This is a genomic window from Nocardia ignorata NBRC 108230 (assembly GCF_001612905.1).
Lineage (GTDB): Bacteria > Actinomycetota > Actinomycetes > Mycobacteriales > Mycobacteriaceae > Nocardia > Nocardia ignorata.
The window spans coordinates 165,073-190,088 of the sequence record NZ_BDBI01000025.1 but is presented as its reverse complement, the minus strand read 5'-3'; the positions used below and the strand labels follow the sequence as shown (position 1 = coordinate 190,088).

At 64.8% G+C, this 25,016-nt stretch carries 23 protein-coding genes; 11 read left to right on the top strand and 12 right to left on the bottom strand.

Features of this window, described 5'->3' with window-relative positions; all coding sequences use genetic code 11:
• Positions 1–173: 173 nt before the first annotated feature.
• Positions 174–1,649, bottom strand: a complete 1,476-nt coding sequence (gene gltX / locus NI2_RS21410) for a glutamate--tRNA ligase (protein ID WP_067493331.1) — start codon at positions 1,647–1,649, stop codon at positions 174–176.
• A 17-nt stretch (positions 1,650–1,666) separates the two neighbouring features.
• Positions 1,667–2,440, bottom strand: a complete 774-nt coding sequence (locus NI2_RS21405) for a fumarylacetoacetate hydrolase family protein (protein ID WP_067493329.1) — start codon at positions 2,438–2,440, stop codon at positions 1,667–1,669.
• Between the two features lie 346 nt (positions 2,441–2,786).
• On the opposite strand from NI2_RS21405, the gene NI2_RS21400 reads away from it, so the two are divergent.
• Positions 2,787–3,920 carry an MFS transporter gene (locus NI2_RS21400; RefSeq protein ID WP_067493472.1) on the top strand — a complete coding sequence of 378 codons (1,134 nt, stop codon included), beginning with the start codon at positions 2,787–2,789 and terminating at the stop codon, positions 3,918–3,920.
• 83 nt (positions 3,921–4,003) lie between these two features.
• On the opposite strand, the gene NI2_RS21395 is transcribed toward NI2_RS21400, so the two are convergent.
• Positions 4,004–4,363 carry an ArsR/SmtB family transcription factor gene (locus NI2_RS21395; protein ID WP_067493327.1) on the bottom strand — a complete coding sequence of 120 codons (360 nt, stop codon included), beginning with the start codon at positions 4,361–4,363 and terminating at the stop codon, positions 4,004–4,006.
• A 98-nt stretch (positions 4,364–4,461) separates the two neighbouring features.
• Between NI2_RS21395 and NI2_RS21390 the strand changes: the two genes are divergently transcribed.
• The gene (locus NI2_RS21390; protein WP_067493470.1) at positions 4,462–6,420 is read left to right on the top strand and encodes a heavy metal translocating P-type ATPase; all 1,959 of its coding nucleotides are present in this window, start codon (positions 4,462–4,464) and stop codon (positions 6,418–6,420) included.
• A 181-nt stretch (positions 6,421–6,601) separates the two neighbouring features.
• Here the strand turns inward: NI2_RS21390 and NI2_RS21385 are convergent, their stop codons facing one another.
• Both NI2_RS21385 and serA read right to left on the bottom strand, forming a co-directional pair.
• A complete protein-coding gene (locus NI2_RS21385) occupies positions 6,602–7,609 on the bottom strand; it encodes a 3-isopropylmalate dehydrogenase (protein WP_067493324.1) in 1,008 nt (335 codons plus the stop codon).
• Positions 7,610–7,726: 117 nt separating this feature from the next.
• Entirely contained in the window at positions 7,727–9,325 is a 1,599-nt protein-coding gene (gene serA, locus NI2_RS21380; RefSeq protein ID WP_067493322.1) for a phosphoglycerate dehydrogenase, read from the bottom strand.
• A 133-nt stretch (positions 9,326–9,458) separates the two neighbouring features.
• On the opposite strand from serA, the gene NI2_RS21375 reads away from it, so the two are divergent.
• Positions 9,459–10,262 (top strand): nucleotidyltransferase domain-containing protein, encoded by an 804-nt coding sequence (locus tag NI2_RS21375; RefSeq protein WP_067493320.1) that lies wholly within the window; start codon positions 9,459–9,461, stop codon positions 10,260–10,262.
• Positions 10,263–10,320: 58 nt separating this feature from the next.
• On the opposite strand, the gene NI2_RS21370 is transcribed toward NI2_RS21375, so the two are convergent.
• Positions 10,321–10,524 (bottom strand): cold-shock protein, encoded by a 204-nt coding sequence (locus NI2_RS21370; RefSeq protein ID WP_014987157.1) that lies wholly within the window; start codon positions 10,522–10,524, stop codon positions 10,321–10,323.
• 398 nt (positions 10,525–10,922) lie between these two features.
• Between NI2_RS21370 and NI2_RS21365 the strand changes: the two genes are divergently transcribed.
• Complete coding sequence (locus NI2_RS21365) at positions 10,923–11,705, top strand: MHYT domain-containing protein (RefSeq protein ID WP_067493318.1); 783 nt, start codon at positions 10,923–10,925, stop codon at positions 11,703–11,705.
• Here NI2_RS21365 and NI2_RS21360 read toward each other — a convergent pair.
• A complete protein-coding gene (locus NI2_RS21360; protein WP_067493316.1) occupies positions 11,702–11,908 on the bottom strand; it encodes a cold-shock protein in 207 nt (68 codons plus the stop codon). The two genes, NI2_RS21365 and NI2_RS21360, sit on opposite strands and share 4 nt — an antisense overlap.
• Positions 11,909–12,097: 189 nt before the next feature.
• On the opposite strand from NI2_RS21360, the gene NI2_RS21355 reads away from it, so the two are divergent.
• The 3 genes from NI2_RS21355 to NI2_RS21345 are packed head-to-tail and all read left to right on the top strand — an operon-like array spanning position 12,098 to position 14,759.
• Positions 12,098–13,396 (top strand): hypothetical protein, encoded by a 1,299-nt coding sequence (locus tag NI2_RS21355; RefSeq protein WP_067493313.1) that lies wholly within the window; start codon positions 12,098–12,100, stop codon positions 13,394–13,396.
• A 40-nt stretch (positions 13,397–13,436) separates the two neighbouring features.
• Positions 13,437–14,069, top strand: coding sequence for a hypothetical protein (locus tag NI2_RS21350; protein WP_067493311.1), 633 nt, complete (start codon positions 13,437–13,439; stop codon positions 14,067–14,069).
• 42 nt (positions 14,070–14,111) lie between these two features.
• Positions 14,112–14,759: a GNAT family N-acetyltransferase gene (locus NI2_RS21345; protein WP_084476581.1), complete on the top strand. Its 648-nt coding sequence runs from the start codon at positions 14,112–14,114 to the stop codon at positions 14,757–14,759.
• A gap of 197 nt (positions 14,760–14,956) precedes the next feature.
• Here the strand turns inward: NI2_RS21345 and NI2_RS21340 are convergent, their stop codons facing one another.
• The 3 genes from NI2_RS21340 to NI2_RS33950 form a co-directional block, all read right to left on the bottom strand.
• On the bottom strand, positions 14,957–15,484 hold the full coding sequence (locus tag NI2_RS21340) for a nucleotidyltransferase domain-containing protein (RefSeq protein ID WP_084476592.1): 528 nt from the start codon (positions 15,482–15,484) through the stop codon (positions 14,957–14,959).
• A 39-nt stretch (positions 15,485–15,523) separates the two neighbouring features.
• Entirely contained in the window at positions 15,524–15,928 is a 405-nt protein-coding gene (locus NI2_RS33205; RefSeq protein WP_243749708.1) for a hypothetical protein, read from the bottom strand.
• 811 nt (positions 15,929–16,739) lie between these two features.
• The gene (locus tag NI2_RS33950) at positions 16,740–17,321 is read right to left on the bottom strand and encodes a hypothetical protein (protein WP_133733799.1); all 582 of its coding nucleotides are present in this window, start codon (positions 17,319–17,321) and stop codon (positions 16,740–16,742) included.
• Between the two features lie 513 nt (positions 17,322–17,834).
• On the opposite strand from NI2_RS33950, the gene NI2_RS21325 reads away from it, so the two are divergent.
• The 3 genes from NI2_RS21325 (at position 17,835) to NI2_RS21315 (ending at position 21,854) form a co-directional block, all read left to right on the top strand.
• Positions 17,835–18,509, top strand: coding sequence for a KpnI family restriction enzyme N-terminal domain-containing protein (locus tag NI2_RS21325; RefSeq protein ID WP_174552225.1), 675 nt, complete (start codon positions 17,835–17,837; stop codon positions 18,507–18,509).
• An 82-nt stretch (positions 18,510–18,591) separates the two neighbouring features.
• Positions 18,592–20,013, top strand: coding sequence for a ParB N-terminal domain-containing protein (locus NI2_RS21320; RefSeq protein WP_067493300.1), 1,422 nt, complete (start codon positions 18,592–18,594; stop codon positions 20,011–20,013).
• A gap of 8 nt (positions 20,014–20,021) precedes the next feature.
• Positions 20,022–21,854 (top strand): DEAD/DEAH box helicase, encoded by a 1,833-nt coding sequence (locus tag NI2_RS21315; protein ID WP_067493298.1) that lies wholly within the window; start codon positions 20,022–20,024, stop codon positions 21,852–21,854.
• A 42-nt stretch (positions 21,855–21,896) separates the two neighbouring features.
• On the opposite strand, the gene NI2_RS21310 is transcribed toward NI2_RS21315, so the two are convergent.
• Complete coding sequence (locus NI2_RS21310; protein ID WP_067493296.1) at positions 21,897–22,673, bottom strand: NgoMIV family type II restriction endonuclease; 777 nt, start codon at positions 22,671–22,673, stop codon at positions 21,897–21,899.
• A 65-nt stretch (positions 22,674–22,738) separates the two neighbouring features.
• Positions 22,739–23,209, bottom strand: coding sequence for a very short patch repair endonuclease (locus NI2_RS21305; protein ID WP_084476580.1), 471 nt, complete (start codon positions 23,207–23,209; stop codon positions 22,739–22,741).
• 99 nt (positions 23,210–23,308) lie between these two features.
• Between NI2_RS21305 and NI2_RS21300 the strand changes: the two genes are divergently transcribed.
• Entirely contained in the window at positions 23,309–24,649 is a 1,341-nt protein-coding gene (locus tag NI2_RS21300; RefSeq protein WP_067493291.1) for a DNA cytosine methyltransferase, read from the top strand.
• The last annotated feature ends 367 nt before the right edge of the window (positions 24,650–25,016 follow it).

Below are 25,016 nucleotides of genomic sequence, written 5' to 3'. Positions count from 1 at the left end.
CGGCCCTGCGCTCACCGAGTGGTTGTCGGTGTTGCGAGGCCGTGTTCCGCGGCGATGAGAAGATTACCAAACAGCAGGGGGTAAACTACAAATCGCCTGGTCAGCGGCCGGTTTTCGAGCGTTTTCCGGCTGCCGGGCGGATGCGGCGCGTGCCGCACCCGCCTGCCGTACGGCTACTGCACGGCGGGCTGCCAACCGCGTGCGGCACGCAAGCGGTCGAGCGAGACCTCGCGGCCGAGCAATTCCATCGATTCGTAGAGCGGCGGGCTGATGTGCGAGCCCGTCACCGCCACCCGCACGGGCGCGAAGGCCTTGCGTGGCTTGAGGCCCAGATCGTCGATCAACGCCTTCTTCAGGGCCTCTTCCAGGGCCGGTGTGGTCCATTCGGCCAGCGGCTGGACCGCGGCGATGGCGGCGTCGAGCACCTGGTCGGCTTCGGCGCCGAGGTTCTTCGTGCCCGCGGCCTGGTCGATCGCGAACTCCTCCGGCGCCACGAAAAGGAACTTCAGCAGGTCCCAGGCGTCGCCGAGCACGACGATCCGGGTCTGCACGAGTTCGGCGGCGGCCAGGAACGTCTTCTCGTCGATTTCGGCACCGATATGCCCCTGCGCTGTCAGGAACTCACGCAAACGGTGGCCGAAATCACCGGGCTCGAGCAGACGAATCTGTTCGGCATTGATCGCGTCGGCCTTCTTCTGGTCGAAACGAGCCGGATTCGAATTCACGGTGGAAATATCGAAAGCCGCCACCATTTCCTGCATGGAGAACACGTCGCGGTCCTCGGCGATACTCCAGCCGAGCAGTGCGAGGTAATTCAGCAAACCCTCGGGAACGAATCCCCGATCGCGATGCAGGAACAGATTCGATTCCGGGTCGCGCTTGGACAGCTTCTTGTTGCCCTGGCCCATCACGAACGGCAGGTGACCGAACTCCGGAGTGAAGTCGGCAACACCGATACGCTGCAGCGCGGCATACAGCGCGAGCTGACGCGGTGTCGACGAGAGCAGGTCCTCGCCGCGCAATACATGGGTGATCTTCATGAGCGCGTCGTCGACCGGATTCACCAGTGTGTACAGCGGATCACCATTTCCACGGGTGAGCGCGAAATCGGGAACCGTGCCCGCTTTGAAGGTGGTTTCCCCACGAACAAGATCATTCCAGCCGAGGTCGGAATCGGGCATGCGCAAACGCACCACCGCGGGCCTGCCCTCGGCTTTGTAGGCGGCGATCTGCTCGGGCGTCAGATCACGATCGAAATTGTCGTAACCGAGTTTCGGGTCGCGACCGGCGGCGCGGTGGCGGGCCTCGACCTCCTCGGGCGTGGAGAACGCCTCGTAGGCCTCGCCGGCCTCGAGCAGCTTGCGCACGACGTCGAGATGCTGGTCGCGGCGCAGCGACTGCCGGTACGGCTCGTACGGGCCGCCGACCTCCGGACCCTCGTCCCAGGTGAGGCCGAGCCAGCGCAGCGCGTCGAGTAGCGCGCGGTAGGAATCCTCGGAATCGCGTGCGGCATCGGTGTCTTCGATCCGGAACACGAAGCTGCCGCCGTGATGGCGGGCGAACGCCCAGTTGAACAGCGCCGTGCGGATCAGGCCGACGTGCGGCGTGCCGGTCGGCGACGGGCAGAAACGGACCCGTACTTGTGTCATGACTCTCTTCTCCGCTATCAGCGCTTGGTGGCAACAGGATTGGTGAGGGTGCCGATGCCCTCGACGGTGACCGACACGTTCTGCCCGGCAGCCAGCGGGCCGACGCCTTCCGGTGTGCCGGTGAGGATCACGTCGCCGGGCAGCAGCGTCATCACCGAGCTGATCCACTCGATGATCTTCGGGATGTCGTGCAGAAACAGCGACGTGCGGCTGCGCTGGCGGACTTCGCCGTCCAGCTCGGTGGTGATCTCCAGATCGCTTGGGTCGATGGCGGTTTCGATCCACGGGCCGAGCGGGCAGAACGTGTCGTAGCCCTTGGCCCTCGTCCACTGCCCGTCGTGGCGCTGCTGGTCGCGCGCGGTGACGTCGTTGGCGACGGTGTAGCCGAGGATCACGTCGGCGGCCTTGGCGGCGGGCACGTCCTTGCAGGGGCGGCCGATCACCACGGCCAGTTCGCCCTCGAAGTCGACCTGAGAGGAGCTGGGCGGCAGGATGATCGGGGCGTTGGGCCCGACGATCGAGGTGTTGGGCTTGATGAAGATCACCGGATCCTTCGGCGCCTCACCACCCATTTCGGCCGCGTGGGCGGCGTAGTTCTTGCCGATGCAGATCACCTTGCTGGCCAGGATCGGCGCCAGCAGGCGGATGTCGGCCAGCGGCCAGCTCCGCCCGGTGAACGTCGGCGTGCCGAACGGATGTTCGGCGATCTCCTTGGCGACGGCGTCGCTTCCGTCGCCTTCGATGCTGACGAACGCGACTCCATCGGGACTGGCAACTCGACCTAAGCGCATGCCGGGGAGTCTATCGAGGCGCGCCCACCTGCCCGAACGCGCCCGCGATCGCCTCGCGCGGCCGAACCGGGAGGGCGAGCGAAGTCACATTCGTGTGATTTCGAACCTGCTGCCCGCGTTCGTGATTCGCATTACGCACGGTCGCCACCCGATGTGATCCGTCAGACACCGACGCCGAGCACCGGAACCCGGGGTCACCGGTGTAGCGTGATCTTCGATGTTCACAAGATGAGACATCGATCTCAAATAGTGAGATGCAATCGTGCAATTCGGCGAGGTGAGTATCGTGACGAACGCGCGGCCGACGGCCGGGGTGTCCCAGATCAGCAACGGCAGACGCTGGCTGATGCTCGCTCTCGGCGTGCTCGCGCAGACGTCGAGTTCCACCTTCGTGCACGGCACCCCCTTCCTGCTGCCCGCGCTCACCGATCGCGGTGATTCGCTGGCCGCCGCGGGCGCGCTCGTCGCCCTGCCGACCGTCGGTCTGGTGTGCACGCTGATCGCGTGGGGTTATGTCGTCGACCGCATCGGTGAGCGGATCGTGCTGGTCGCGGGCACGACGCTGATGTTCGCCGCCGGTGTCGGCGCCGCCCTGGTCGAGGATCCGGTCGCCTTCGGCGTGCTGCTGTTTCTCGGTGGGGTCGGCGCGGCCAGTTCCAACGGTGCGAGCGGGCGGGTGATCGTCGGCTGGTTCCCGCCGGACCGGCGCGGGCTGGCGATGGGTATTCGCCAGACCGCCCAGCCTCTCGGTGTCGGCGTGGGCGCGCTGACCATCCCGTGGGTCGCCGACCGGTACGGCATCGCCGCCGCCCTGCTGGTGCCCGCGCTGCTGGCCGGTGCGGGTGCGATCGGCTGCCTGGCAGGCATTGTCGATCCGCCCCGCCCGCTCGCGAAAGCCGCCGACCGGGCCAACCCCTACCGTGGCGACTCCACTCTGTGGCGCATTCACGCGGTGTCCATCCTGCTGGTCTTCCCGCAGGCCACCCTGTGGACGTTCGGGCTGATGTGGTTGCACCGCGATCTGGGTTGGTCGCTGGCGGCGGCGGGCGCACTGATGACGGTCACCCAATTGCTGGGCGCCGCTGGACGAATCGGCGCGGGCGCGTGGTCGGATCGGGTCGGCAATCGGCTCGGACCGCTGCGTCAGGTGGCTGTCGCCGCGGTGTTGTCGATGGCCGCGCTGGCGCTCGCCGCGGGGACCGGTTGGGGGTGGATCGCGGTGCCGCTGATGGTGGCGGCGTCGGTGATCTCGGTGTCGGACAACGGATTGGCGTTCACCGCGGTCGCCGAGATCGCCGGACCGTTCTGGAGCGGACGTGGTCTCGGCATTCAGAACACGGGCCAGAACCTCGTATTGGCCGCGATCCCACCGGCGTTCGGCGCGCTGATCACGGTGAGCGGGTACCCGGCGGCGTTCGCGTTCGCGGCCGTCACGGCGATGGCGGCGGTGCCATTGGTACCGAGGGGCACCGGAAGGTAGTCACCCGCAACAGCTCCGGCGCGGGTCGGCGCCTGCGACGGGCGCCCCGCGCCGGACTGGAGGCTCGGCGCTCGGTCTCCGGATCAGGCGGTGCCGGAGCGGTCGGACAGGCCGAGGCGCAGGTGTTCGCTGTGGTAGACGGCTTCGTCGAGCAGTTGGGCGACGTGGTTGTCGTGCAGGCTGTAGACGATGCTGCGGCCCGCGCGGGTGCCGATGACGAGACCGAGGTTGCGCAGCAGGCGCAGTTGGTGGGAGACGGCCGACTGTTCCATTCCCACCGCCTCGGCCAGTTCGGTCACCGGGCGCGGGCCCTGCCGTAGTTCGGACAGGATCAGCAGCCTGCTCGGGGTGGCGAGGGCCTGCAGAGTGGTCGCGACGTGCGCGGCCGTATCGGCGTCCAGCCGGGTGGTCGGCCGGTCGCGGCCCTCCACACCGTGTCCCATGGCAGGAGTCTAACCGACCCGTTGAAATGAAGACCTCTTCATATGTTCTGTTATTCTCGGGTTCTTCTGTTCCCGTCTCACGGAGGTTTCCCGTGGCCATGCCCACCGCCGTCGCGGCACACCCCGGCGCCGCCACTCCCCCGCGATCGCGACGGACCCGGCTGTTCGAGATCGCCGAAATCCGCTGGGCGGCCGCCTCGCTCGTGCTGTTCCTGGTGGGCCTGGCCGCGCAGCTGTCCGGTGCGCCGTCGTGGTCGTGGTGGGCGCTGTATCTGGCCTGCGCCGTCACCGGCGGATGGGAGCCGGCACTGGGCGGGTTACAGGCGTTGCGGGAGAAGACGCTCGATGTCGATCTGCTGATGGTTGTCGCGGCGATCGGCGCCATGTCGATCGGGCAGGTGACCGACGGTGCGCTGCTGATCGTCATCTTCGCGACCTCCGGCGCGATGGAGGCGCTGGCCACCGCGCGGACCGAGGACTCCGTGCGCGGGCTGCTCGACCTCACCCCCGACGTCGCCGTCGTCCTGCGTGACGGCGACGAACAGACGGTGGACGCGACGGATCTCGCCATCGGTGACGTGGTGCTGGTCCGCCCGGGCGACCGTATCGCGGCGGACGGGACCGTGGTCGGCGGGTCGAGCGAGGTCGACCAGGCCACCATCACCGGCGAACCGTTGCCCGTCGACCGGACAGTCGGCGACGAGGTTTTCGCGGGGACCCTCAACGGCACCGGCACGCTGCGGATCCGGGTGGATCGGCGGGCGGGCGACTGGGTGGTCGCACGGATCGCCGGCCTGGTCGACGAGGCCGTGCGCACCAAGGCGGGCACCCAGCTGTTCATCGAGAAGATCGAGCAGCGCTATTCGATCGGCATGGTGGCGGCTACCGTCGCCGTGTTCGTGGTGCCACTGCTGTGGGGTGAGCCGGTGCGCGAATCCCTCTTGCGCGCCATGACTTTCATGATCGTCGCGTCCCCGTGTGCCGTGGTTCTCGCGACCATGCCGCCGTTGCTGGCCGCCATCGCCACGGCTGGCCGCCACGGTGTGCTGGTGAAGTCCGCCGCCGTGATGGAACAGCTCGGTACCACCACCCGCGTCGCGTTCGACAAGACCGGCACGCTCACCCGTGGCACGCCCGAAGTGGCCGAGGTCCACGTGCTGCCCGGTACCGCCCTCACCGAAGACGCGGTCCTACGGCTGGCCGCGGCCGCCGAGCACGGCAGCGAACATCCGTTGGCCGAAGCCATCGTGCGTGCGGCTCGTCAGCGCGGCCTCGGCTTGCCCGATGCCGTGAACTTCACGTCCGAACCGGGGCGTGGCGTTTCCGCCACCGTCGACGGGCATGCGATCCGAATCGGTTCGCCCACAGCACTACTCGCCACGCCGACCGCGGATCGAGCTGTTGCCGTGGAGGTGGCGAGTCAGCAGTCGCGTGGCCGTACCGCGGTGGTCGTCGTCTGCGACGGCTCCCCGGTAGCGGTCCTCGGCATCACCGATCGCGACCGTCCTGAATCAGCCGCCACCGTCGCCAGACTCACCGAATCGACGGGCGCCTCACCGGTTCTGCTCACCGGCGACAGTCACACCACCGCAAGCCATCTCGCCACCCGCGTCGGAATCACCGACTTGCGAACAGACTTGCTCCCCGAGGACAAGGTCACCGCCATCCGGACGCTGCAGTCCGGCGGCGACCGCATCACCATGGTCGGCGACGGCATCAACGACGCCCCCGCCCTGGCCACCGCCCACGTCGGAATCGCCATGGGCCCCACCGCCTCCGACCTCACACTGCAAACCGCCGACGCCGTGGTGGTCCGCGACGACCTCACCACCATCCCCACCGTCATCGCCCTGTCCCGCCGAGCCCGCCGCCTGGTCATCGCCAACCTCGCCATCGCCGCCACCTTCATCGCGATTCTGGTCACCTGGGACCTGGTCGGCCACCTCCCCCTCCCGCTCGGCGTGGCAGGCCACGAAGGCTCGACGGTGATCGTCGCCCTCAACGGCCTGCGCCTCCTCAGCTCCTCCGCCTGGCGCCGCGCCGAGTCGGGTCACTAGCCTTCCAAGGGACTCACCCAACAGCGCTTGATGACCCACGAAGCTGAAAGGCGCTCAACGGCAAGCGACTTACGGATCCTTCGCCGCGGTAGCTGTTCACTGTGTCTTCCGGGCCGATGAGCACATACGAAAGGGCCCGCACCGGCGAGTTGCCGGCGCGGGCCCTTCTTTGTCGGTTCTCTCAGACAGTGGCGGCGATGCGGTCGCCGATCTCCACGGTGGAGGCGGTGCCCGTGCGGGCGGCCAGGTCCTTGGCGACGGCGGATTCGATGCGGGCGGCGCCTTCGGTGTTGCCCAGGTGGTTGAGCAGCAGGGCCACCGAGAGGATGGCGGCGGTCGGGTCGGCCTTGGACTGCCCGGCGATGTCAGGAGCACTGCCGTGGACCGGCTCGAACATCGACGGGTTCACACCCGAGGCGTCGATATTGCCCGAGGCGGCCAGGCCGATGCCACCGCTCACGGCGGCGGCGAGGTCGGTGATGATGTCGCCGAACAGGTTGTCGGTGACGATCACGTCGAAGCGGCCCGGATCGTTCACCATGTGGATGGTCGCGGCGTCGATGTGCTGGTAAGCCGTTGCCACATCGGGGAATTCGGCGCCGACCTCGTCGACGGTGCGCTGCCACAGCGACCCGGCGAAGGTGAGCACGTTGTTCTTGTGTACCAGGGTGAGATGCTTGCGGCGGGCCTGCGCGGTGGCGAAGGCGTAGCGGACCACGCGCTCGATGCCGAAGCGGGTGTTGTTGGAGACCTCGGTCGCCACCTCGTGCGGCGTGCCGACGCGGATCGCGCCACCGGTACCGGTGTACGGCCCTTCGGTGCCCTCACGCACGACGACGAAGTCGATGTCCGGGTTGCCGCTGAGCGGGCTGGTGACACCCGGGTACAGCTTCGAAGGCCGCAGGTTCACGTGATGATCCAGCGCGAACCGGGTCTTCAGCAGCAGCCCACGCTCGAGCACACCGCTGGGCACCGACGGGTCGCCGATCGCGCCGAGCAGGATCGCGTCGTGCTGCTTCAGCTCGGGCAGCACCGACTCCGGCAGGATCTCCCCGGTGCGGTGGTAGCGGGCGGCGCCGAGGTCGTACTCGGTCTTCTCGACGCCGGGCGACACCACGTCGAGCACCTTGAGCGCCTCGGCGATGACCTCGGGACCGATGCCGTCACCGGCGATGACTGCGAGTTTCATGAACAAGCTCCGTTTCGAAGCCGGGGCGGTTCGCCACCGGGATACGAGTGCGCGCCGCCACCGTGGGGTGACGACGCGCAGCTGCCGATGTCCCGGCGTCGAACCGGGACGTCAATCTCAGGCCAGGTCGACCAGGACGACCTTCGACGCGCCGACGGCCTCGCCGATCGCGGTCTGCACCTCGGCGGGCACCTCGCGGTTCACGCGCAGCACGACGGTGGCGCCTTCGGCATCCACGTCCTGGCTCAGCTGAGCGGCCAGGATGTCGATCTCGGCCTCACCGAGCAGGGTGCCGATCTTACCGAGCGCGCCCGGCTTGTCGCCGTAGTTCAGCACGGCCAGGTTCAGGCCCTCGGCGCGCATGTCGTAGTTGCGGCCGTTGATGTTGACGATCTTCTCCACCTGAGCGGGCTCGGTGAGCGACCCGGCCACGTTCAGGGTGGAGCCGTCGCCGAACACGGCGCGCAGGTCGACCATGCTGCGGTGGTTGGGGCTCTCGGTGGCGGTGGTGACAGTGGCGGTGATGCCACGCTCCTTGGCCAGCGACGGCGCGTTGACGAAGGTGACCTGGTCCTCGACCAGCGCCGAGAACACACCGCGCAGCGCCGACAGCTCGAGCACGGCCACGTCCTGGGCGGCCAGCTCGCCGCGCACCTGCACCTCGATGCTGACGGGCAGCTCGTTGGCGATGGCACCGAGCAGCGCGCCCTGCTTGCGGACGACGTCGAGCCAGGGGGCGACCTCGTCGTTCACGACACCACCGGTGACGTTCACGGCGCCGGGCACGAACTCACCGGCCAGCGCGAGCAGCACCGACTTGGCGACATCGGTGCCCGCGCGGTCCTGGGCCTCCGAGGTGGACGCACCCAGGTGCGGGGTCACGACGACCTGCGGCAGGTCGAACAGCGGCGAGTCGGTGCACGGCTCGGTCTCGAACACGTCGAGGCCCGCGGCGCGCACGTGACCCTTGGTGATCGCGTCGGCGAGCGCCTGCTCGTCGATCAGCCCACCGCGCGCGGCGTTGACAATGACGACGCCCGGCTTGGTCAGCGCGAGACGCTCGGCGTTGAGCAGGCCCTTGGTCTCGGGGGTCTTGGGCAGATGCACCGAGATGAAGTCGGCACGCTGGAGCACCTCGTCGAGCGAGAGCAGCTCGATGCCGAGCTGGGCGGCCTTGGCCGGCGACACGTAGGGGTCGTAGGCGACGATCTTGGTCTCGAACGCGGCCAGGCGGGCCGCGAACAGCTGACCGATGCGGCCGAGGCCGATCACACCGACGGTCTTGCCGAAGATCTCGACACCGTTGAACTTGCTGCGCTGCCAGGTCTTCTCGCGCAGCGTCGCGTCGGCGGCCGGGATCTGGCGGGCGGCGGCGAGCAGCAGGGTGACCGCGTGCTCGGCGGCGGTGTGGATGTTGGAGGTGGGCGCGTTCACGACCATCACGCCACGCTCGGTGGCGGCGGGCACGTCGACGTTGTCGAGGCCGACACCGGCACGGGCGACGATCTGGAGCTTCTTGCCCGCGTCGAGCACCTCGGCGTCGACGGTGGTGGCGGAACGCACGAGCAGCGCGTCGGCCTCGGGGACCGCGGCGAGCAGCGCCGGGCGGTCGGGGCCGTCGACCCAGCGAACCTCGACACCGTCACCGAGCGCGTCGACGGTCGACTGGGCGAGCTTGTCGGCGATCAGAACTACAGGACGGCCTGCTTGGCTCACTGTGGGGTACTCCTGGGGAAGAAAGGGGTCGGCAGTTACCGCGGCCCAGAATAGTCGCCGGGGTTCGGGTCCCCTTACCCCCCTGCCCGAAAACCGGGTGAACCCTGGGAGCCGCGCCCCTTAACATCACCGCATGTCGCTGCGCACCATCCCCGAGTCGATGGATCCGGCCGTGGTGGCCGCCGTCGAGGCCGAGCTCGACCGGGTCGCCGCCGAGCACGGTGTGCGCATCCGCCTGGCCATCGAAAGCGGCAGCCGCGCTTGGGGTTTCCCCTCCCCCGATTCGGATTACGACTGCCGTTTCGTCTATGTCGCGGGCCTGGAGACGTATCTGTCGCCATGGCGTACCCGCGATGTGATCGAGACGCCGCCGGCCGGCCTGCTCGATGTGAACGGCTGGGATCTGGCCAAGGCGCTGCGCCTGCTGGTGCAGGGCAACGCGGTGCTGGTGGAGTGGCTGATGTCACCCATCGTCTATCGCGGCGACGAGGATTTCCGCGCCCGGCTGCGTGAAGTCGCAGCTCAGGTGGCCGACCGCGACCGCATCGCCCGGCACTATCTGCACCTGGGTGCCCGCCAGTGGGGGCTCTACGCGCGCAACGGCGGGTTGAAGAAGGTGTTCTACTCGCTGCGCCCGGCGATGGCGCTGCGCTGGTTGCGCGAGCATCCCGGCGCGGCGGTGGCGCCCATGCACCTGCCGACATTGATGGCGCAGTGCGAGCTGCCCGCCGATCTGGTCGCGGCGATCACCGAACTCACGGACCTGAAGTCGCGCACCCGCGAGATGGGGGCCGGTGCACCGCCTGCCCTGATCCCGGCCTTCATCGACGACGAGTTCGCCAGGGCGGCAACAGAGTTCACCGCACGTGCGCCGCGCGACCTCAGCACGGCGCGGGCGGTGACCGACGAGTTCTTCCGCGCGGAGGCCCTGAAATAGCAGAAACTCCGCACCATCCGGTGCGGAGCTTCACGTTCGTACGCTGGTTCGCGCAGAATCAGAGGACGCGGACGTCCTGAGCCTGGGGGCCCTTCTGACCCTGGCCGATCTCGAACTCCACACGCTGACCCTCATCGAGGGAGCGGAAGCCCGAGCCACTGACAGCCGAGTAATGCACGAAGACGTCGGGGCCTCCGCCGTCTTGCGCGATGAAGCCGAAGCCCTTCTCGCTGTTGAACCACTTCACAATGCCCTGAGCCATTTCAAAAACTTTCCTGTAGACGAGCCAGGTCCTAATAGTCCGGTCCCGGTCTCACTGTTCAACAATGCCACGGTTTCGGAAATTCCTCCACACCTCCACCGGAGCCCTGTGAGCAAGCCAACGCTGGTAGCTGCCAGTCGGTGCTGTCGCATAGTCACCGAGGTGGATGCTGCGCGGATGCCGATGCGGTTGCCGCAGGGATGCGGTGAATTGTCCGGAACACGAACCGAACCGACTGGCACGCATCACCATCGATAACCCTATTGCGCGGTGACCGACCACCGTCAGCGACCCTAGACATTTTCGATAAAACCAATACGGCAAATTCTCTACCAGCGTACTTTCCGTTTCGTGAGGGTGCACACACCCCCGACGGGAAACCGCGCAAGGAGCTGAGCATGCTGAACATCAACCATTTCACTTACGGCTGGCTGACCCCGCTGCTCGCCTATCTCATGTCGGTCCTCGGATCGATGCTGGCACTGCGATGCATGGTTCGCTCGCGCGCCTCCGGCATCCACGGCGGATGGCTCACCGCGGCCGCGATCGCACTCGGCGGAACCGGCATCTGGGTTATGCACTTCATCGCCATGCTCGGTTTCTCCGTGCAGGGCGCGACCATCCGCTACAACGTGCCGATCACACTGTTCAGCGCCGCCGTCGCCATGGCCGTGGTGTGGCTCGGCTTGTCGATCGTCGTACGCCGCAGCTGGGACACCGCCGCGCTCCCGGTGGGCGGCGCGATCACCGGTCTCGGCGTGGCAGCCATGCACTACGCCGGGATGTACGCGATGAAAACCGACATCGAGATCGTCTACGAGCCGACCGTCGTGGTCGCCTCGTTGGTGATCGCCGTGGTCGCCGCCACCGCGGCCCTCTGGTTCGCCCTGCACATCCACGGCTTCCTCGCCACCATCGGCGCCGCTCTGCTGATGGGCGTGGCCGTCACAGGCATGCACTACACCGGCATGTTCTCCATGAGCGCCCACACCAGCGCGCACGTCGCCCATGCCACGGGCGCTACCGCGTCACAGCTGCTCACACCGCTGATCGTGGCCATCAGCATGGTCACCATGATCCTGCTCATGCAGGTCGGTATCACCGAGGCCGAGGATCCGAACCCGACCCGCCCGATCCACGGGCAACGCGCCAGCCGGTTCTGGCCGAGCGGTCAGAACTAGTCGACGACGCGCACCCGCTGTGCCTCGGGACCGCGCCGCGTCTCGTGCACCGCGAATTCCACGCGCTGACCGGCCCGCAGTGTCCGGAACCCCTCGCCGACGAGTTCGGTGTACTCCACGAACACCTCCGGTCCGCCCGCGTCCGGGGTGATGAAACCGAACCCCTTGCCGCCGTCGAACCAGCTCACCACGCCGCCGGTCATCCACCGACCTTCCTAATCATTTGCCTGACATGCCGATTCGTTCATGGTCGCATGCCGTCGGGCGCGACACGAAAGCGCACGGACCGGTCGACGCACCCGAGCTGGATAAACTCCAGCCAGGTTCGTCCGCGAGAACGGAGATCCGGTGTCCCACCACCCTGCGCGACCCCCGCTCCGGCACGGCTGGTCATGATCCGCGTCGCGGCGAGGCCCGCCGCCGAGGCACTCACGATCGTCGTCGCCACCTCCGTGGCGGTGCTCGCGATCATGATGCCCATCAGCTTCGCCGACCTGGGCGAGTCCGCCCACGACGATCTGCTCGTGTTCAACATCCCGCGCGCGATGACCGGCGGCGCGTTCATCGCGGTCATCACCGCCGCTGTCACCGTGGCGGTGGGCAGTGTGCGCGCCGCCCGCTGGACGGCCCTGCTCGCGCTCGCCGGGATCCTGGTGAGCCACCTACTCGCCGCGGGCGACAGCAGCGACGGTCGTCTCGACAGCGGCGTATCCCTGGCGACCCTGAACTTCGTCGACGCGCTGCTGGCCGGGATGGCGCTCGGCGCGACCGCGGTGGCGGTGTGGAACGAGCAGCGGCTGCGCATCGCGTTCCTGTTCGCCGCGATCGGGGCCACGGTCCTCGGTGACATCACCCAGACTCCGACCGACGACACCACCGGCGGTTTCGACGGGGCGCTCGCCGGCTCGCTGCCGCTGTGGTTCATCGGGGGCAGCGTGCTCGCACTCGCGTATTTCGCGGTCACCAGCGCCGCGCCCGCCCCGTCACATACCGATTCCGCGATCCCGCTCGCGCCGGTGCTCGCCGCCGTTTTCGTCTACTCGGCGATCATCTTCACCTCGCTGAACGTGTCACACCACAAGACCAGCCTGCGGCACGTGGTGATCGCCTCGATCATCGTGCTCGCCGCCACCGCTGCCGCCGCCCTCGTGCTGCCCGAGCGCGACGGCGTGCTCACAGTATTGATGTCATCGTTCTCGGTGGCAGGCAGCCTGGTCATCACCCTGCCCCGCAACGGCTGGGTGGACCTGGGCACCCTCGTCGCCATCGCCCTCGGCCTCGGCCTCGGCCTGCACCGCCCACGCCCCCTCGCCGCCGCCCTCTGGATCGTGGCCCTGGCCGGCCTCACCCTCGCCGCCGACATGACCGCGCCGCCGGCGGCACTCACCGCGGCCGTGGGCTGCCTCGCGCTCGGCGCCATCTGCGGTTACGGCGTGGGCAGTGCGGTTCCGGTCAACTCCTCGTCGGCGGTCGTCGGCTTCTGCGTGCTGTTCGTCCCTTCCCTCGGAGTCGCACTGAGCGACACCGAATTCGGCCACCTCGCCTACTCCTCGGCCTGGTACCGCACCGCGGAGGTGGACCGTGGACCTGTGCCCGGCACCGTCGCGGTGATCATCGCGCTCGTCTGCGCGGCCATCATCGCCCTGATCCTGCGCCGGCGTCAGCCCTCCTTGCCGGATCAGTCCCTCTAGTCAGGTCCTGCCGCAACAGCTTTCGGGGTATACCCAGTTCATGAGTTTCCCGGTGTCCTTCGGGCTCCCCCAGATCGGCCTGCTCGTCCTGCTCGCGGTGGGCGTCGCCCTGCTCGTCGCGGCAGTCCTGGCCCGCCGCCGCGGCCTCAAATCCGTGCTCGGCCGCGCGATCCCCGGCCTCGCCCTCCTCCTGGCCGCGACCGTGCTGCTGTGGATCGCCACCCTCCTGCAGACCTATCTCGGCCTCACCGGCGAGATCAAAGCGGCCCACGTGATCGCGAAAACCGTTGGGGACCAATCCCTCGAACTCGACGTCACCACCTTCGACACCGATGGAACTGTCACCGACCGCACCACCCACCGCATCGAAGGCGACCTGTGGGTGATGCAGGCAGCCATCGTCGAACTGGAACCCTGGGTCAACGCCCTCGGCTTCCACTCCGGCTACACCCTCACCCGCCTCTACGGCCAGCGCCTCGACGGCCGACCCACCACCCAATCCCACATCTTCCTCAACGGCTCCGACCGCGACTTCTTCGAGGACATGCGCGAAAACCGCTGGTACACCTCCCCCTTCATCCGCTCCGCCTACGGAAACGCCGTCATCGCCTCCCCCGGCGAATACGACGTCTGCATCTCCCGCGACGCCATCAAGATCTGCCCACCTCGCTGAAACCGCTGGGTCCGCAAGAGCTTTCGTGCGTACATTGGATCCGTGGAGATCCGCAGATACACCGAGGCCGACCGTCCCGAACTGACGGCCCTGGCCTCCCATGTCGGTGAGGGCTCTCCGACGGCCAGCCTCTGGGGCCACCCCGAATCCGAGAAAGCCGTGTACCTGACCCCCTACATGGACCTCACCCCTGACTCCCTCTTCCTCGCGGTGGACGACGGCCGCCTGGTCGGCTACCTCACCGGCTGCGTCGACAGCACCACCTTCCCCACCGAAGAAGCCCGCCTCGAATCCGCGATCCGCGACCACCGCCTGATCTTCCGCCGCAAGCCCGCCACCTTCTTCGCCCGCGCCCTCACCGACACCGCCATCGCCAAACTCCGCCACCACCCCCTCGCCACCGAACTGACCGACCCCCGCTGGCCCTCCCACCTCCACATCAACCTCATCCCAGCCGCCCGAGGAACCGGCGCCGCCGACGCCCTGATGCAACACTTCTTGGACCATCTGAGCGCGAGCGGGTCCCCCGGCTGCTACCTACAAACCCTCGTCGAAAACCCCCGCGCTGTCCGCTTCTTCGAACGCCACGGCTTCACCGCCCACGGATCCCCTGCCGCAGTCCCCGGCCTGCGCTACCAAGGATCAAAGGTCCACCAACAGACCATGGTCCGCCCAACCTCACGCCTCTGATCACGAACCACTCCGCCAATCGAATTCGGGCCGCTTCGATTTCATCCGCCGTGCACTTGTGCAGATCAGCCGCATGCACATCGACGACGACCCAGACAATGTCGTCACCGAACGCGGCTCGTCCTCGTGCGGCCAGCTCGGCAACTTCATTCAGCGTGGCGTCGAATTAGCGCAGCCGCTAGTCGACCGTTCGTCACTCACGCGGCGAAGGCGAGCCGCTTCGGACCGCGATCGACACCACATCGAAGTAGCTCATTCGAATCCAGATCAGCCGTCGTCACCACATCGACCGGACACCCGAGCAGATCTCGGAGCTCGGAGTCCAGGTCGAGGATGTCGAGTACCGACGAGTTCGGCGCCAACTCCACCAGCAGATCCAGATCGGAGTCCGGCCGGTCCTCTCCTCGGGCAACCGACCCGAACAACCACACATTGATCACCGGATATCGCGCCAGGACAGCTTCGAATTCACTCCGGCGCTCCTCGAGCAGCACGCTCGGGCGCACCGCGTTCACCAGTGCAGTCCCCAACCGGAACCCCGCCGCACCCAACAACTGCTCGACCATCGCGAACGAGGGCTGCCTCCGCCCCGCCTCCACAGTCGCGACCGTCGACTGCGCAACCCCTGCCCGCTTCGCCAACTCACGCTGGGACAACCCGCGACGATGTCGAGCCTCGCGAACCAGGCTCCCCGCGGTCGACTGCTCGCTCTCCCCTGATGCCATCCTCACATGATGGCGTATCCACTATCGGCACAAAGTGGATCATCCACCGTTCACGGGTGATGCGACGGGGTTCGGGTTCGAAATCACGCCGAAACCCACGTTCTGAGGCAGCCACAGCCCGTCGCCGACCGGCAACTCACCGATTCGAACCCCGAGGTCGTTGCGGGCGCATTCGTAGAATGCATTCCGTTTGTGCCCGGCTGCTTCGAACGCATGGATGTAGTCCTCATGACTGATTTCGGCGCCACGCGCCACAAGGCTCAACTCCCACACTGCCTTGTTCCAGGCCCGCGCGGCTGCCACAGCTTCGGGGGACCCGAGGAGCAACACCATCTCCCACTTCAACGTCTTCTCGGAGTCGGCCCCGAGCAAAAGGCGTTCTCCTTCCTCGGCAGGGATCGACTGCCCGGCGCTCGGAAAGCCCCTGCCTGCAGCCATCCGCATAGACACGACTGAATAGTTCTTGAGCGCGTGCGCGAACTCCCTGTAAGCAACCAGCAGCCGATCATCCCCACCGGCTCTGCTGCGTCCGACGCCACTTCGCCCGCTCGGTGAAGGCAGCGTCGGCAAACGTCACCTCGCACCGAGCAGCACGTCGGCCACTTTGATCAATTGCTGCACAACAGTATTCATGAATCACTTGTGCGCTCTCCGGAGCTCCGAACCGGCATGTGACGGGGCGGTCAGGAAACAGCCCCTGAGTGAGGCTGGCGCACGAAGTCCACTCCTGCTCGGGCATAGGCGAGGGAGTGGCCTTCGTGTGCATACCAGTCAACAAACCAGTTGGCATGTTTATACTGAGTTGAGCCGGGACTCGGCAGTTTTAGCTGTTAGATTGCAACCGGAAGCCCGGCGGCTCAGCGGGGAAACTTTCCAGGGTCATCCATTATGAGCCGTCAACGACGTGTACCGACCCGGTAGACACAGCCGGGTTGGTACACGTTCCCGGCGGCGATGACATCCACACAGTCAAGAGCACCGGTACACAGACCAGACTCAAACTCCTCCCATACCTGAGGAGCACGAGGAACCTGCCCGACCAGGGCGAGGGCTGATCAACATCCGCCGGCCCGTTCGGTTTGTCATCACTCATCGCGAGTTACCATCTCCTAAGCTAATTCGACTCCGCCTACACCAGTCGGTGAGCGGGGGGTGTGAAGAATCCAAGTCGTCACATGACGACCGCTGCCGCGAATTCCTCTTCGTTATGGAGCTTTCCTCGTCACGTTCGGCGGTCCACGCGCCTGCCGCCTGTTCACGACGCACACCTTCCGGCAGCCGCCAGCACACCCTTCAGCAGCATGGAAGCGTCAGGACCTCCCTCAGATACGAGCAACCCGTAGGCGATCTCGACGACATCCAGGACGTCCTCTCGGTTCGCGGCGTACGCAAGAATCGCCTCCGCCGCATCCTCGCTACCGACAATGCGGCAAGACTTAACCGCGGCCACAGCTTCTCTCGGGGAAGCAACGGATCCAACGTGCCGGATAAGACCGTTTGCGCGAGCGAGATCGCCGGCATCGATGTACCCGACTATCAGCTTCGCCTCCGGCCATGCGACATCGAAACTGCCGTCGGCGTTGTGCCGGTCCCCCTCTCTAAGGGGGACCGGCACAACGCCGACGGGCAGTTCTGCCGCTTGGGAAGCCGGCCCACGTAGAACGCGCGGCCGTCGGCCACGACGCTTCCCACCTTTGTCGAGCGCGACGCCCAACTCCTTCCAAGCGATGTGAAGCGGATGAGAATCCCACGACGGCACCACTACGCCGTCGCCAGCCTGAGCTTCGGCAAGTAGGTGCAAGGGGCGAAGGAGCGCCTCGTTTGGCTGAACCTTCACCCTTCCTCCGATCCAGCGAGACATCGTGCTGGCACTGCACACAGCCCACTGCGGTCGGGCTCCCTCGATGTCCCGCGCGTTGTCGAACAACTCGTGAAGCCGACGCTCGATTTGAGCCAAAGAACCCCCGAGGGACCGCAGGATATTGCGAACCTCCGTCGCGAACCTTCGATTCGCAGGCTTCAGACCGGCGTCCAGCTCTGCGTAAGACCCCGGTTTGAATTGACCGCCATTCATGAAAATTGTGACTCCTCAGAACATTTGACGCACACACCACCGCCGATCCTCGACTCACGCTCGGCATTCGTCAACGCAAGCGCCTGACCCGATTTTTCGCCCATCCCGTACAAGTTCGACGCCGAACGCTCGAGACGGCGAAAGTCGGGACAGGCGAAAATCGGGACGGGCGACCCCCTTTCAGAAGACGTAAGGTGGGTTGCCGGGTAGCAACTCGCCAGTTGTTACGGCCGACGAGCTGGCCGTGCGCCCGGATACCCGTTGGAGGCAAACGTTATGGCTGTACCGAATTGGAACGATCCCTCGCTCGGCTCGATGAAACGCGTCGGCCTCTGGTTAGTTCAGGAGATCGGTGAGGGCGAACTGTTCAGCAAGCAGGACCTTCGCGACGCCTTCCCCTCAGTGTCCCAAGTCGATAGACGTCTTCGGGATCTTCGCGACTTCGGCTGGCGCATCGATACCAACCGGGAAGACCCGGCTCTCCAAGCCCACGAGCAACGTTTCGTCACCCAGGGGGAACCCGTCTGGGAGCCAGGGAAGGCGACTCGCAAGGCCGGCTCGACGGTTACAGCCGCCGAACGGCACCAGGCGATGTCACGTGACGGGCATATGTGCCGATCTTGTGGTATAGGCCCGGGCGAAACGTATCCCGGGACCTACATCGCGTCGCAGCTCGACGTGGCCCGGCGGCCAGTCAAACTCCCAACAGGCCAAGTTGATACGCAGTTGGTGATCGAGTGCACCCGATGCCGCGTTGGCCGACGTGAGCTGGTAGCTGACCTAGAGGACATCTTGACACGTATCGCGTCGCTCCCACGATACGAACAACAGATGCTGGCTCACTGGGTGAAGCAAGACAGCCGCACCTTCAGCGAGGCCGAGTCGCTGTGGGCTGCATACAGAACGCTGCCGGCCAACTCTCGGGAGAAAGTTCGTGAGGCACTTGGCTAGCACGCCCGCGTGACAGACGGCCACACTGCCGACGGCCGCCAGATCGGCAGGATAGATCACAAATCTCGTGAGGAGACCCATTGTGTTTACTGATTTCGGTACACCTCCCCAAGCATCGAATACCCGCCGTCTTGTCGAACAACGGCTCGGCGATATTCGGCAGACCAACGGTGTGGCAGAGACGCTGACGGTCGAGTGGCGAGGCATGCCGATTCACGTCGAGGTGATCGACATGCCCTTGAACACACTCTGCTACAACCCCAGTACTCACCGCATTCGTGCGCAGCGCAGTCTTGACCCCGGTCGTGATGCCGCTCTCGCCAATAATCCTTGGAAACCGGAGAGCCAGGATTACCTCCGGCACTTGCTGACAATTCGCCCGTCCGAGCCCGATAAGCGAGATCCTGATTACGAAGCCCTGAAAGCTAGTCTCCGCGAACACAAACAAAACGAGCCAGGCCTGATCACACGTGAGGGTGTAATCGTCAATGGCAATACTCGTTGCGCAGCACTTTTCGAGTTGGATCCGAACGCGAATATGCGCGTCGGAGTTCTGCCGGCGTCTTGCACCTGGCAGGATATCAATGACATCGAAATCTCGCTTCAGCTGCGGCCGGATCAACGCCGGGACTACTCTTATATCAACCGACTGCTGGCGATCGAAGAGCAGCGGATAAATCTCAATCGCGAACTTCCGGTGATCGCTGCAACCTTCCATACCGATGTGCGCTCTTGCGAACGCGACCTCTGGGTGCTCGCGCAGCTCCGTGACCTGATCGAGCGAAGTTCAAACACCGACGGTCCCGCGCTCCGACTGATGGATCTCGAGCGATCCCAGGAGAAGCTGGCGGAACTATACCGTGCGTACACCAAGGAAGCCGAGAAAAACAAGGTGAGCGCTGACCTACTCAAGGAAGCCCGGCTTGCTGCCATCGTCCTGGACTTTTCAAAAACTGATGTCAGGTATATCTCCCACGATTTCCAAGATCGATACCTCAAAAAGGAATTATCGGACGAGCTCATGGAGACCGATACACCCACGCCGGCAACAGTCACGATCCCGGGATTGAATCGCAGTGTAGCCGCTCCAGGTGCAGACATTGCCGCCGCGCGGGCAATCACCGACAAACTTGTTCAAGCGAAGGCAATTGAATCGGTGACTACCGCGACCGACATTGAAAAGCAGACAAAAGCATCCAAAGTGATACGAGCATACCGTCAAGCTTTCAACGACGCCATCGAGGCCGCGGGCCGCGATTACCGCCTGAAAAAGAAACGCCTCGCAGCGCCAGATCGGATCGCGGATGCGTGTAAGGACTTGGAGCAATCCGTGACTGATATCGTGACATCGCGTGGAAGCGCCAGCCTCGACGAAGGTGCGTTCGATGATGCGTTGTCCCAACTCCATGATGTGCTGAAAAAAGTTGTGTTCGAGGCCAATCGGAGCATCGAATTGCCCGGCCCAGGCCTTCAGTGGTTGACCGCCGCAGTGGACGCGAAGTAGCCGACCGTATGACAAGCCCCCAGCAGACCGTGTCCCTTCAGTTGAGCTTCGACGTCACCCGTACACGTGTGGAACTACGCACGGCGACCCGGTTTCAAGCCGACTTTGCCAGACTCTCTGGACGACTTTCCGGTGTGGGAAGAAGAGGAGTTCTCTCAGTCGAGATCGGGCTCGATGACTTTTTGGTGAACTTGAGTGAGCTGAGCACCTGGACTCACCCCGGCGTCGAATGGGATGGGGACCTTGCCACTCTCGTCACTGGCGTACTCGACGACTCAGATGCGATCGAGCGCAGCCTGGTCGGCAAATCGGGGCCCGCCACCGAAGCCAACATTGCACCGGAAGAAGTCATCAGTCGGCTTGGTGCCAGCTGGATTGGCGACCTGACGTCGTTTCAAAAGCGCGACGTTGCTCGACTACTATCGCTACGTCACGGCGCAAACTTCAGCGTGCCTGGAGCTGGTAAGACACGCGTTGCGCTAGCGGTGTATGCCGCGGTTCGGGAGCAGGGTGAGGCGAAGCGGCTCCTGGTCGTGTGCCCCAAGTCGGCCTATGATTCTTGGATACAGGAGTCAGGTGCGTGTTTCGATCAGCCCTTGCAGATTGCGCTGACCGGTTCGACCGACGATAGAGGCGCGGAACTTCGTATCGTCAACTACGAGCGGCTCGACCGTGCTTCTGGTGACCTTGCAGACTGGCTCAGGTGCGCGCCGTCCATGATCGTTCTGGACGAGGCACATCGAATGAAGTTGGGCGCCAGCGGCATTTACGGTTCGTCTTGCCTGGCACTCGGGCCGCTGGCCAGTCGACGCCTGATCCTCACCGGAACCCCCGCGCCCAACGGAGCTCGGGATTTGGAAAGCCTCTTCTCATTCGTATGGCCTGGCCATGGAAAGCGGGTGGTGAGCAACGCGGTAGGCGGCGGTGACCTCGCACATGCCAGCGCGGTGCTGCGGCCACTCTTTACTAGGACGACCAAACAAGAGCTCGGCCTCCCTCCTTACGAGCCCAAGATCCGCTATCTCGATATGGCGCCCGACACCAAGGAGATATATGAGGCGCTGAAGGGGAACTTCGCGAACGATGCTGACGGAGCACGCGGCAGTATCGAAGCGCTTGGCCGGTCTATGCTCCGGCTTCTCATGGCAGCGATCACCCCGGCGCTGCTGTTAGAGGGTTCCAGTCGTTACGAGCCGGTCGAGTACCAAATTCCTGCCCTGCGACCGGTACCTGGCGACACCCTGTACGAACGCTTGAAAAACCTTCCATCCGAGGGAGTTCCACCGAAGTACGAGGAAACCGTTCGGATCGTCGCGGAGAACGCCGCGCGGGGTCGGAAGACCCTCGTGTGGACCACATTTGTCCGCAGTCTTACCACTCTGGAGAAGCTGCTCGACCCATATCGCCCTGCCACCGTCTTCGGAGGCACTGTCGATCGCAACGAACAGCTTCGACGTTTCCGCGAAGACCCAGAATGCCACGTACTGATCTCGAACCCGGCGACCCTCGGTGAGGGGATCAGTCTTCATCATGTTTGCCACGATGCGGTCTACGTGGATCGTGACTTCATGGCCGGGAGGTTTCTCCAAAGTCTCGACCGCATTCATCGACTCGGGCTCCGCCCCGACACGGAAACCAGAGTGACAATTTTGGCGACCCGAGGCACTGTCGACGAGATCGTCAACCTTAGGTTGGAAAAGAAGCTGAACTTTATGGGCAGGATCCTCGACGACCCCAGCGTGCAACAGCTTGCGGATCTACAGGAGGAGCCAGCGATCAGCGCCGGCATGGATGCCGCGGATATGCGTGCCCTTCTTCAGCATCTCGGCGGCGTCTCGTAGCTAAGGCGAAACGAAGGCCGTGCGGACTCTGTAGTTTCACCGTCACCACGTTGCGATCGAAACCGCGAGCTTCGCATAGTCGAGCAATCGCCCCTGCCCCGTAACCTCCGCCCACGCATCCTTTTGTTCGATGCTGCCTGCAGCCTCTACGGCATTCGCCATCGCTGAGTACGCCAGATGATATGTGGCGTCGACTTCACCTGTGCCACGAGCAATCGATGCGAGTCTCGTGGGCAGCGGCTCCGCAGTAATCGTCACGAGGTGTGGCAGCCTCCCCCGCCGATGCCGAATCATGTTGCCATTCTCGTGACGGATGTTCTGCACGCGGTCAGACCTGATGGTCCATTTGCATGCGAGCGCGGCATGCAACCAGGGATGCGCCGAAGTCGTCGGTGTATCGAGAAGGCCCACAAGAACATCCGGCTTGATCAAGTAGTCTGTGCCGAGAGTCACACGCAGATTCGGATCGGCGGCGATAGCCAGGTCAACCGCCGCCAAATGCTGATACTGCGCGTAGTTGACTATGCTTCGGCCCTTGCGGACATCCCATCTCCGATGAGGATCCAGCCGTGGCAGCTCGGTAGCCAGGTCGGCAGCGACCTGTGTTTCGAGCAGGCCCCCAGGATTGCTCGGGGGTTCCACAGGGTCGGGCGCACCGTGATTCGGATTCGGGTCTCCAAGGTACTCGAGCACGAGTGCGGCCAGCCGCAGACTTGACGCGTTATCGGTGTCGGCGGTGTTCGGTACCCACTGCCAATTCAGCTTGTTTTTGCTGCTCCGCTTCCACCCGAGCAGATCTGTCCGAAAAGGCATACCCATAGCCGTCAATGTGTCCTCACGGGTGCGTCGTCGATGCAGTCCAGCATCCGATCCCATACTATCGCTCATATGTTCGGATGCCGATCGAGCTCTGTGACCACAGAGGCCACCGCTGTTGAGACCGGCTCATGCTCCCAGATCCGGATCACCGACCACCCAGCCGAAGTGAGCGCGATGTCCGCCTGGCGGTCTCTCTCGACATTTCGCTGCAGTTTGGGCGTCCAGTACCACTCGTTCGTGGTAGGCATCCTGCCGTGGTCCGGGCATGCGTGCCAGAAGCAACCATCTACGAAGACCGCGACTCTGCGCGCGGTGAAGACAACGTCGGGCCTGACCGGCCGACGGCCGGGGACCGCGATCGGGAAATCCTTCCTGAAGCGGTACCCGAGGCGGTGGAGTAGGCTCCTCAGTTCGACCTCAGGCTTGGTACCTGAACGCTTGATGGCCCGCATATTCCGCCCCCTGCCGGGCGACGAAGCTGCCGGCACGGACGCTCGCCTACCCTGTTTCGACGGTAGAGGACTCTCTTGCTCCATCCTGCACCCAGCTTCTGGTGGACAACTGCCTGCTCGGCATGATAGTCCCCTACTCCCGTCCGGCCCCTGGCTGGAGTCACTAGATAGAGAGGCCACCGCGTGACTGAGCTCAGTGTCATCGAAGTTTGCGCAGGAGCGGGCGGTCAGGCGCTCGGCCTCGAACTTGCTGGATTCGAACACAAACTAGCGATCGAGCTGGACCCCACGGCGGCGGCGACAATCAGGCGCAACCGGCCAGAGTGGAAGGTCGAGGTTGGTGATGTCGCAGATCCTGCGGTGTTCGATCCCAAGTCCTTCGCGCCCGATGCTGAAAGCCGCAACGGACAATCAATCGACCTCTTTGCTGGGGGCGTACCCTGCCCGCCGTTTTCCATCGCTGGTAAGCAGCTCGGCGCGAACGATGAGCGTGATCTCTTCGCCTGGGCGGTCGAGCAAGTCGATGTACTTCGCCCTCGCGCACTCCTCCTCGAGAACGTGCGCGGGCTGAGCATGCCCCGCTTTGCCGGCTATCGGCAACATGTGCTCGACCGGCTGAGTAAGTTTGGTTACTCAGCAGAGTGGCGGCTTATTCATGCATCTGACTACGGCGTTCCGCAGCTTCGGCCACGCTTTGTCCTTGTCGCGATGGCACCGCACGACTTTGCATACTTCCAATGGCCTGAACCAGTCGGCAGTGTCAAGTCAGTCGGTGAGACGCTGCTTCCGCTGATGAGCGCACGCGGTTGGTCGGGCGCAAAAGATTGGGCGAAAAAAGCCAGTGGTATCGCTCCGACAATCGTCGGAGGTTCCAAGAAGCATGGTGGCGCCGACCTAGGACCGACTCGCGCGAAACGGGCATGGGCGGAACTGGGCGTGGATGCCTACGGCGTCCACGACACCGCACCCCCCTATGACAAGCGGCCGATGACCGAGTTCGGCCCTAAACTCACAGTCGAGATGGTGGCCCGCATTCAGGGCTGGGTTTGGGCGAGAGACGAAACGCACCGAGATGAGCTCGCGAAGCAGGGCCCAGAGTATCGCGACTATGCGTGGATCTTCACTGGCGGCAAGACCTCTCAGTACCGCCAGATCGGGAACGCATTCCCCCCTCCAGTCGCGAAAGCATTGGGATCTTCTATCGCGGCAGCGCTCCGTCATGAAGGTAGTCCGGAAGCACGGAACGACGATCCATTGGCCGACCCGATCTACAAGGTGCTCCGTGCACAGGCCCACGACAACCCAGACGTTTTCCTCACAGCGGCGCAGATTGCCCAACGTGCAGGCCTTCAGCTCGATGAGCTCGAAGTCCGCCGCCGAATCGAACTGCTCGACAAAGACTTTGAGATCATCTCGGCATCCTCAGGTCCGGCCTTTCGCATCGGCGAATTCAGAGCATTCACGGGTCAGAACGACCATGCCCGGCATGAGTACATCCGCAACCACATGTCACGCGTCAGCTAGGACTGCACGGGTAACGTTCAGCGAGTTCGGCCGTCGATGGGGTACCGAGGTCGGCGTTGGCGCGACGGATACCTTTCCGTCGCGCCTGTCGGTCGGCCGTCTTCCAGAGCACGAGCGTGATCGGGGATGATCGCGTGTGTTGATGGTGAACTCCCGCCCAAAAGTCAGCCCGAACCAGCGGACAACAACTGACACATCGGGTCACATGTAGTTCGGCGTTCGTTTTCGTTGCCATACACAGTTATTCGAGAAATCGGCGCGGCGGGCGACGGTTAGCGGCACGCTCAGGGTCGAGAACCGTGTACATGGGGGCCCCGCATGACCGTCCGAACAGACCGCGAACATAGTGCCGCTACTGAGCTTCCTG

Bases quoted from the DNA above. Each gene is read 5' to 3' on its own strand.
- gltX (WP_067493331.1), bottom strand. From the start codon at position 1,649: ATGACACAAGTACGGGTCCGTTTCTGCCCGTCGCCGACCGGCACGCCG.
- NI2_RS21405 (WP_067493329.1), bottom strand. From the start codon at position 2,440: ATGCGCTTAGGTCGAGTTGCCAGTCCCGATGGAGTCGCGTTCGTCAGC.
- NI2_RS21400 (WP_067493472.1), top strand. From the start codon at position 2,787: ATGCTCGCTCTCGGCGTGCTCGCGCAGACGTCGAGTTCCACCTTCGTG.
- NI2_RS21395 (WP_067493327.1), bottom strand. From the start codon at position 4,363: ATGGGACACGGTGTGGAGGGCCGCGACCGGCCGACCACCCGGCTGGAC.
- NI2_RS21390 (WP_067493470.1), top strand. From the start codon at position 4,462: ATGCCCACCGCCGTCGCGGCACACCCCGGCGCCGCCACTCCCCCGCGA.
- NI2_RS21385 (WP_067493324.1), bottom strand. From the start codon at position 7,609: ATGAAACTCGCAGTCATCGCCGGTGACGGCATCGGTCCCGAGGTCATC.
- NI2_RS21375 (WP_067493320.1), top strand. From the start codon at position 9,459: ATGTCGCTGCGCACCATCCCCGAGTCGATGGATCCGGCCGTGGTGGCC.
- NI2_RS21370 (WP_014987157.1), bottom strand. From the start codon at position 10,524: ATGGCTCAGGGCATTGTGAAGTGGTTCAACAGCGAGAAGGGCTTCGGC.
- NI2_RS21365 (WP_067493318.1), top strand. From the start codon at position 10,923: ATGCTGAACATCAACCATTTCACTTACGGCTGGCTGACCCCGCTGCTC.
- NI2_RS21360 (WP_067493316.1), bottom strand. From the start codon at position 11,908: ATGACCGGCGGCGTGGTGAGCTGGTTCGACGGCGGCAAGGGGTTCGGT.
- NI2_RS21355 (WP_067493313.1), top strand. From the start codon at position 12,098: ATGATCCGCGTCGCGGCGAGGCCCGCCGCCGAGGCACTCACGATCGTC.
- NI2_RS21350 (WP_067493311.1), top strand. From the start codon at position 13,437: ATGAGTTTCCCGGTGTCCTTCGGGCTCCCCCAGATCGGCCTGCTCGTC.
- NI2_RS21340 (WP_084476592.1), bottom strand. From the start codon at position 15,484: ATGGCATCAGGGGAGAGCGAGCAGTCGACCGCGGGGAGCCTGGTTCGC.
- NI2_RS33205 (WP_243749708.1), bottom strand. From the start codon at position 15,928: ATGCGGATGGCTGCAGGCAGGGGCTTTCCGAGCGCCGGGCAGTCGATC.
- NI2_RS21325 (WP_174552225.1), top strand. From the start codon at position 17,835: ATGGCTGTACCGAATTGGAACGATCCCTCGCTCGGCTCGATGAAACGC.
- NI2_RS21315 (WP_067493298.1), top strand. From the start codon at position 20,022: ATGACAAGCCCCCAGCAGACCGTGTCCCTTCAGTTGAGCTTCGACGTC.
- NI2_RS21310 (WP_067493296.1), bottom strand. From the start codon at position 22,673: ATGGGTATGCCTTTTCGGACAGATCTGCTCGGGTGGAAGCGGAGCAGC.
- NI2_RS21305 (WP_084476580.1), bottom strand. From the start codon at position 23,209: ATGGAGCAAGAGAGTCCTCTACCGTCGAAACAGGGTAGGCGAGCGTCC.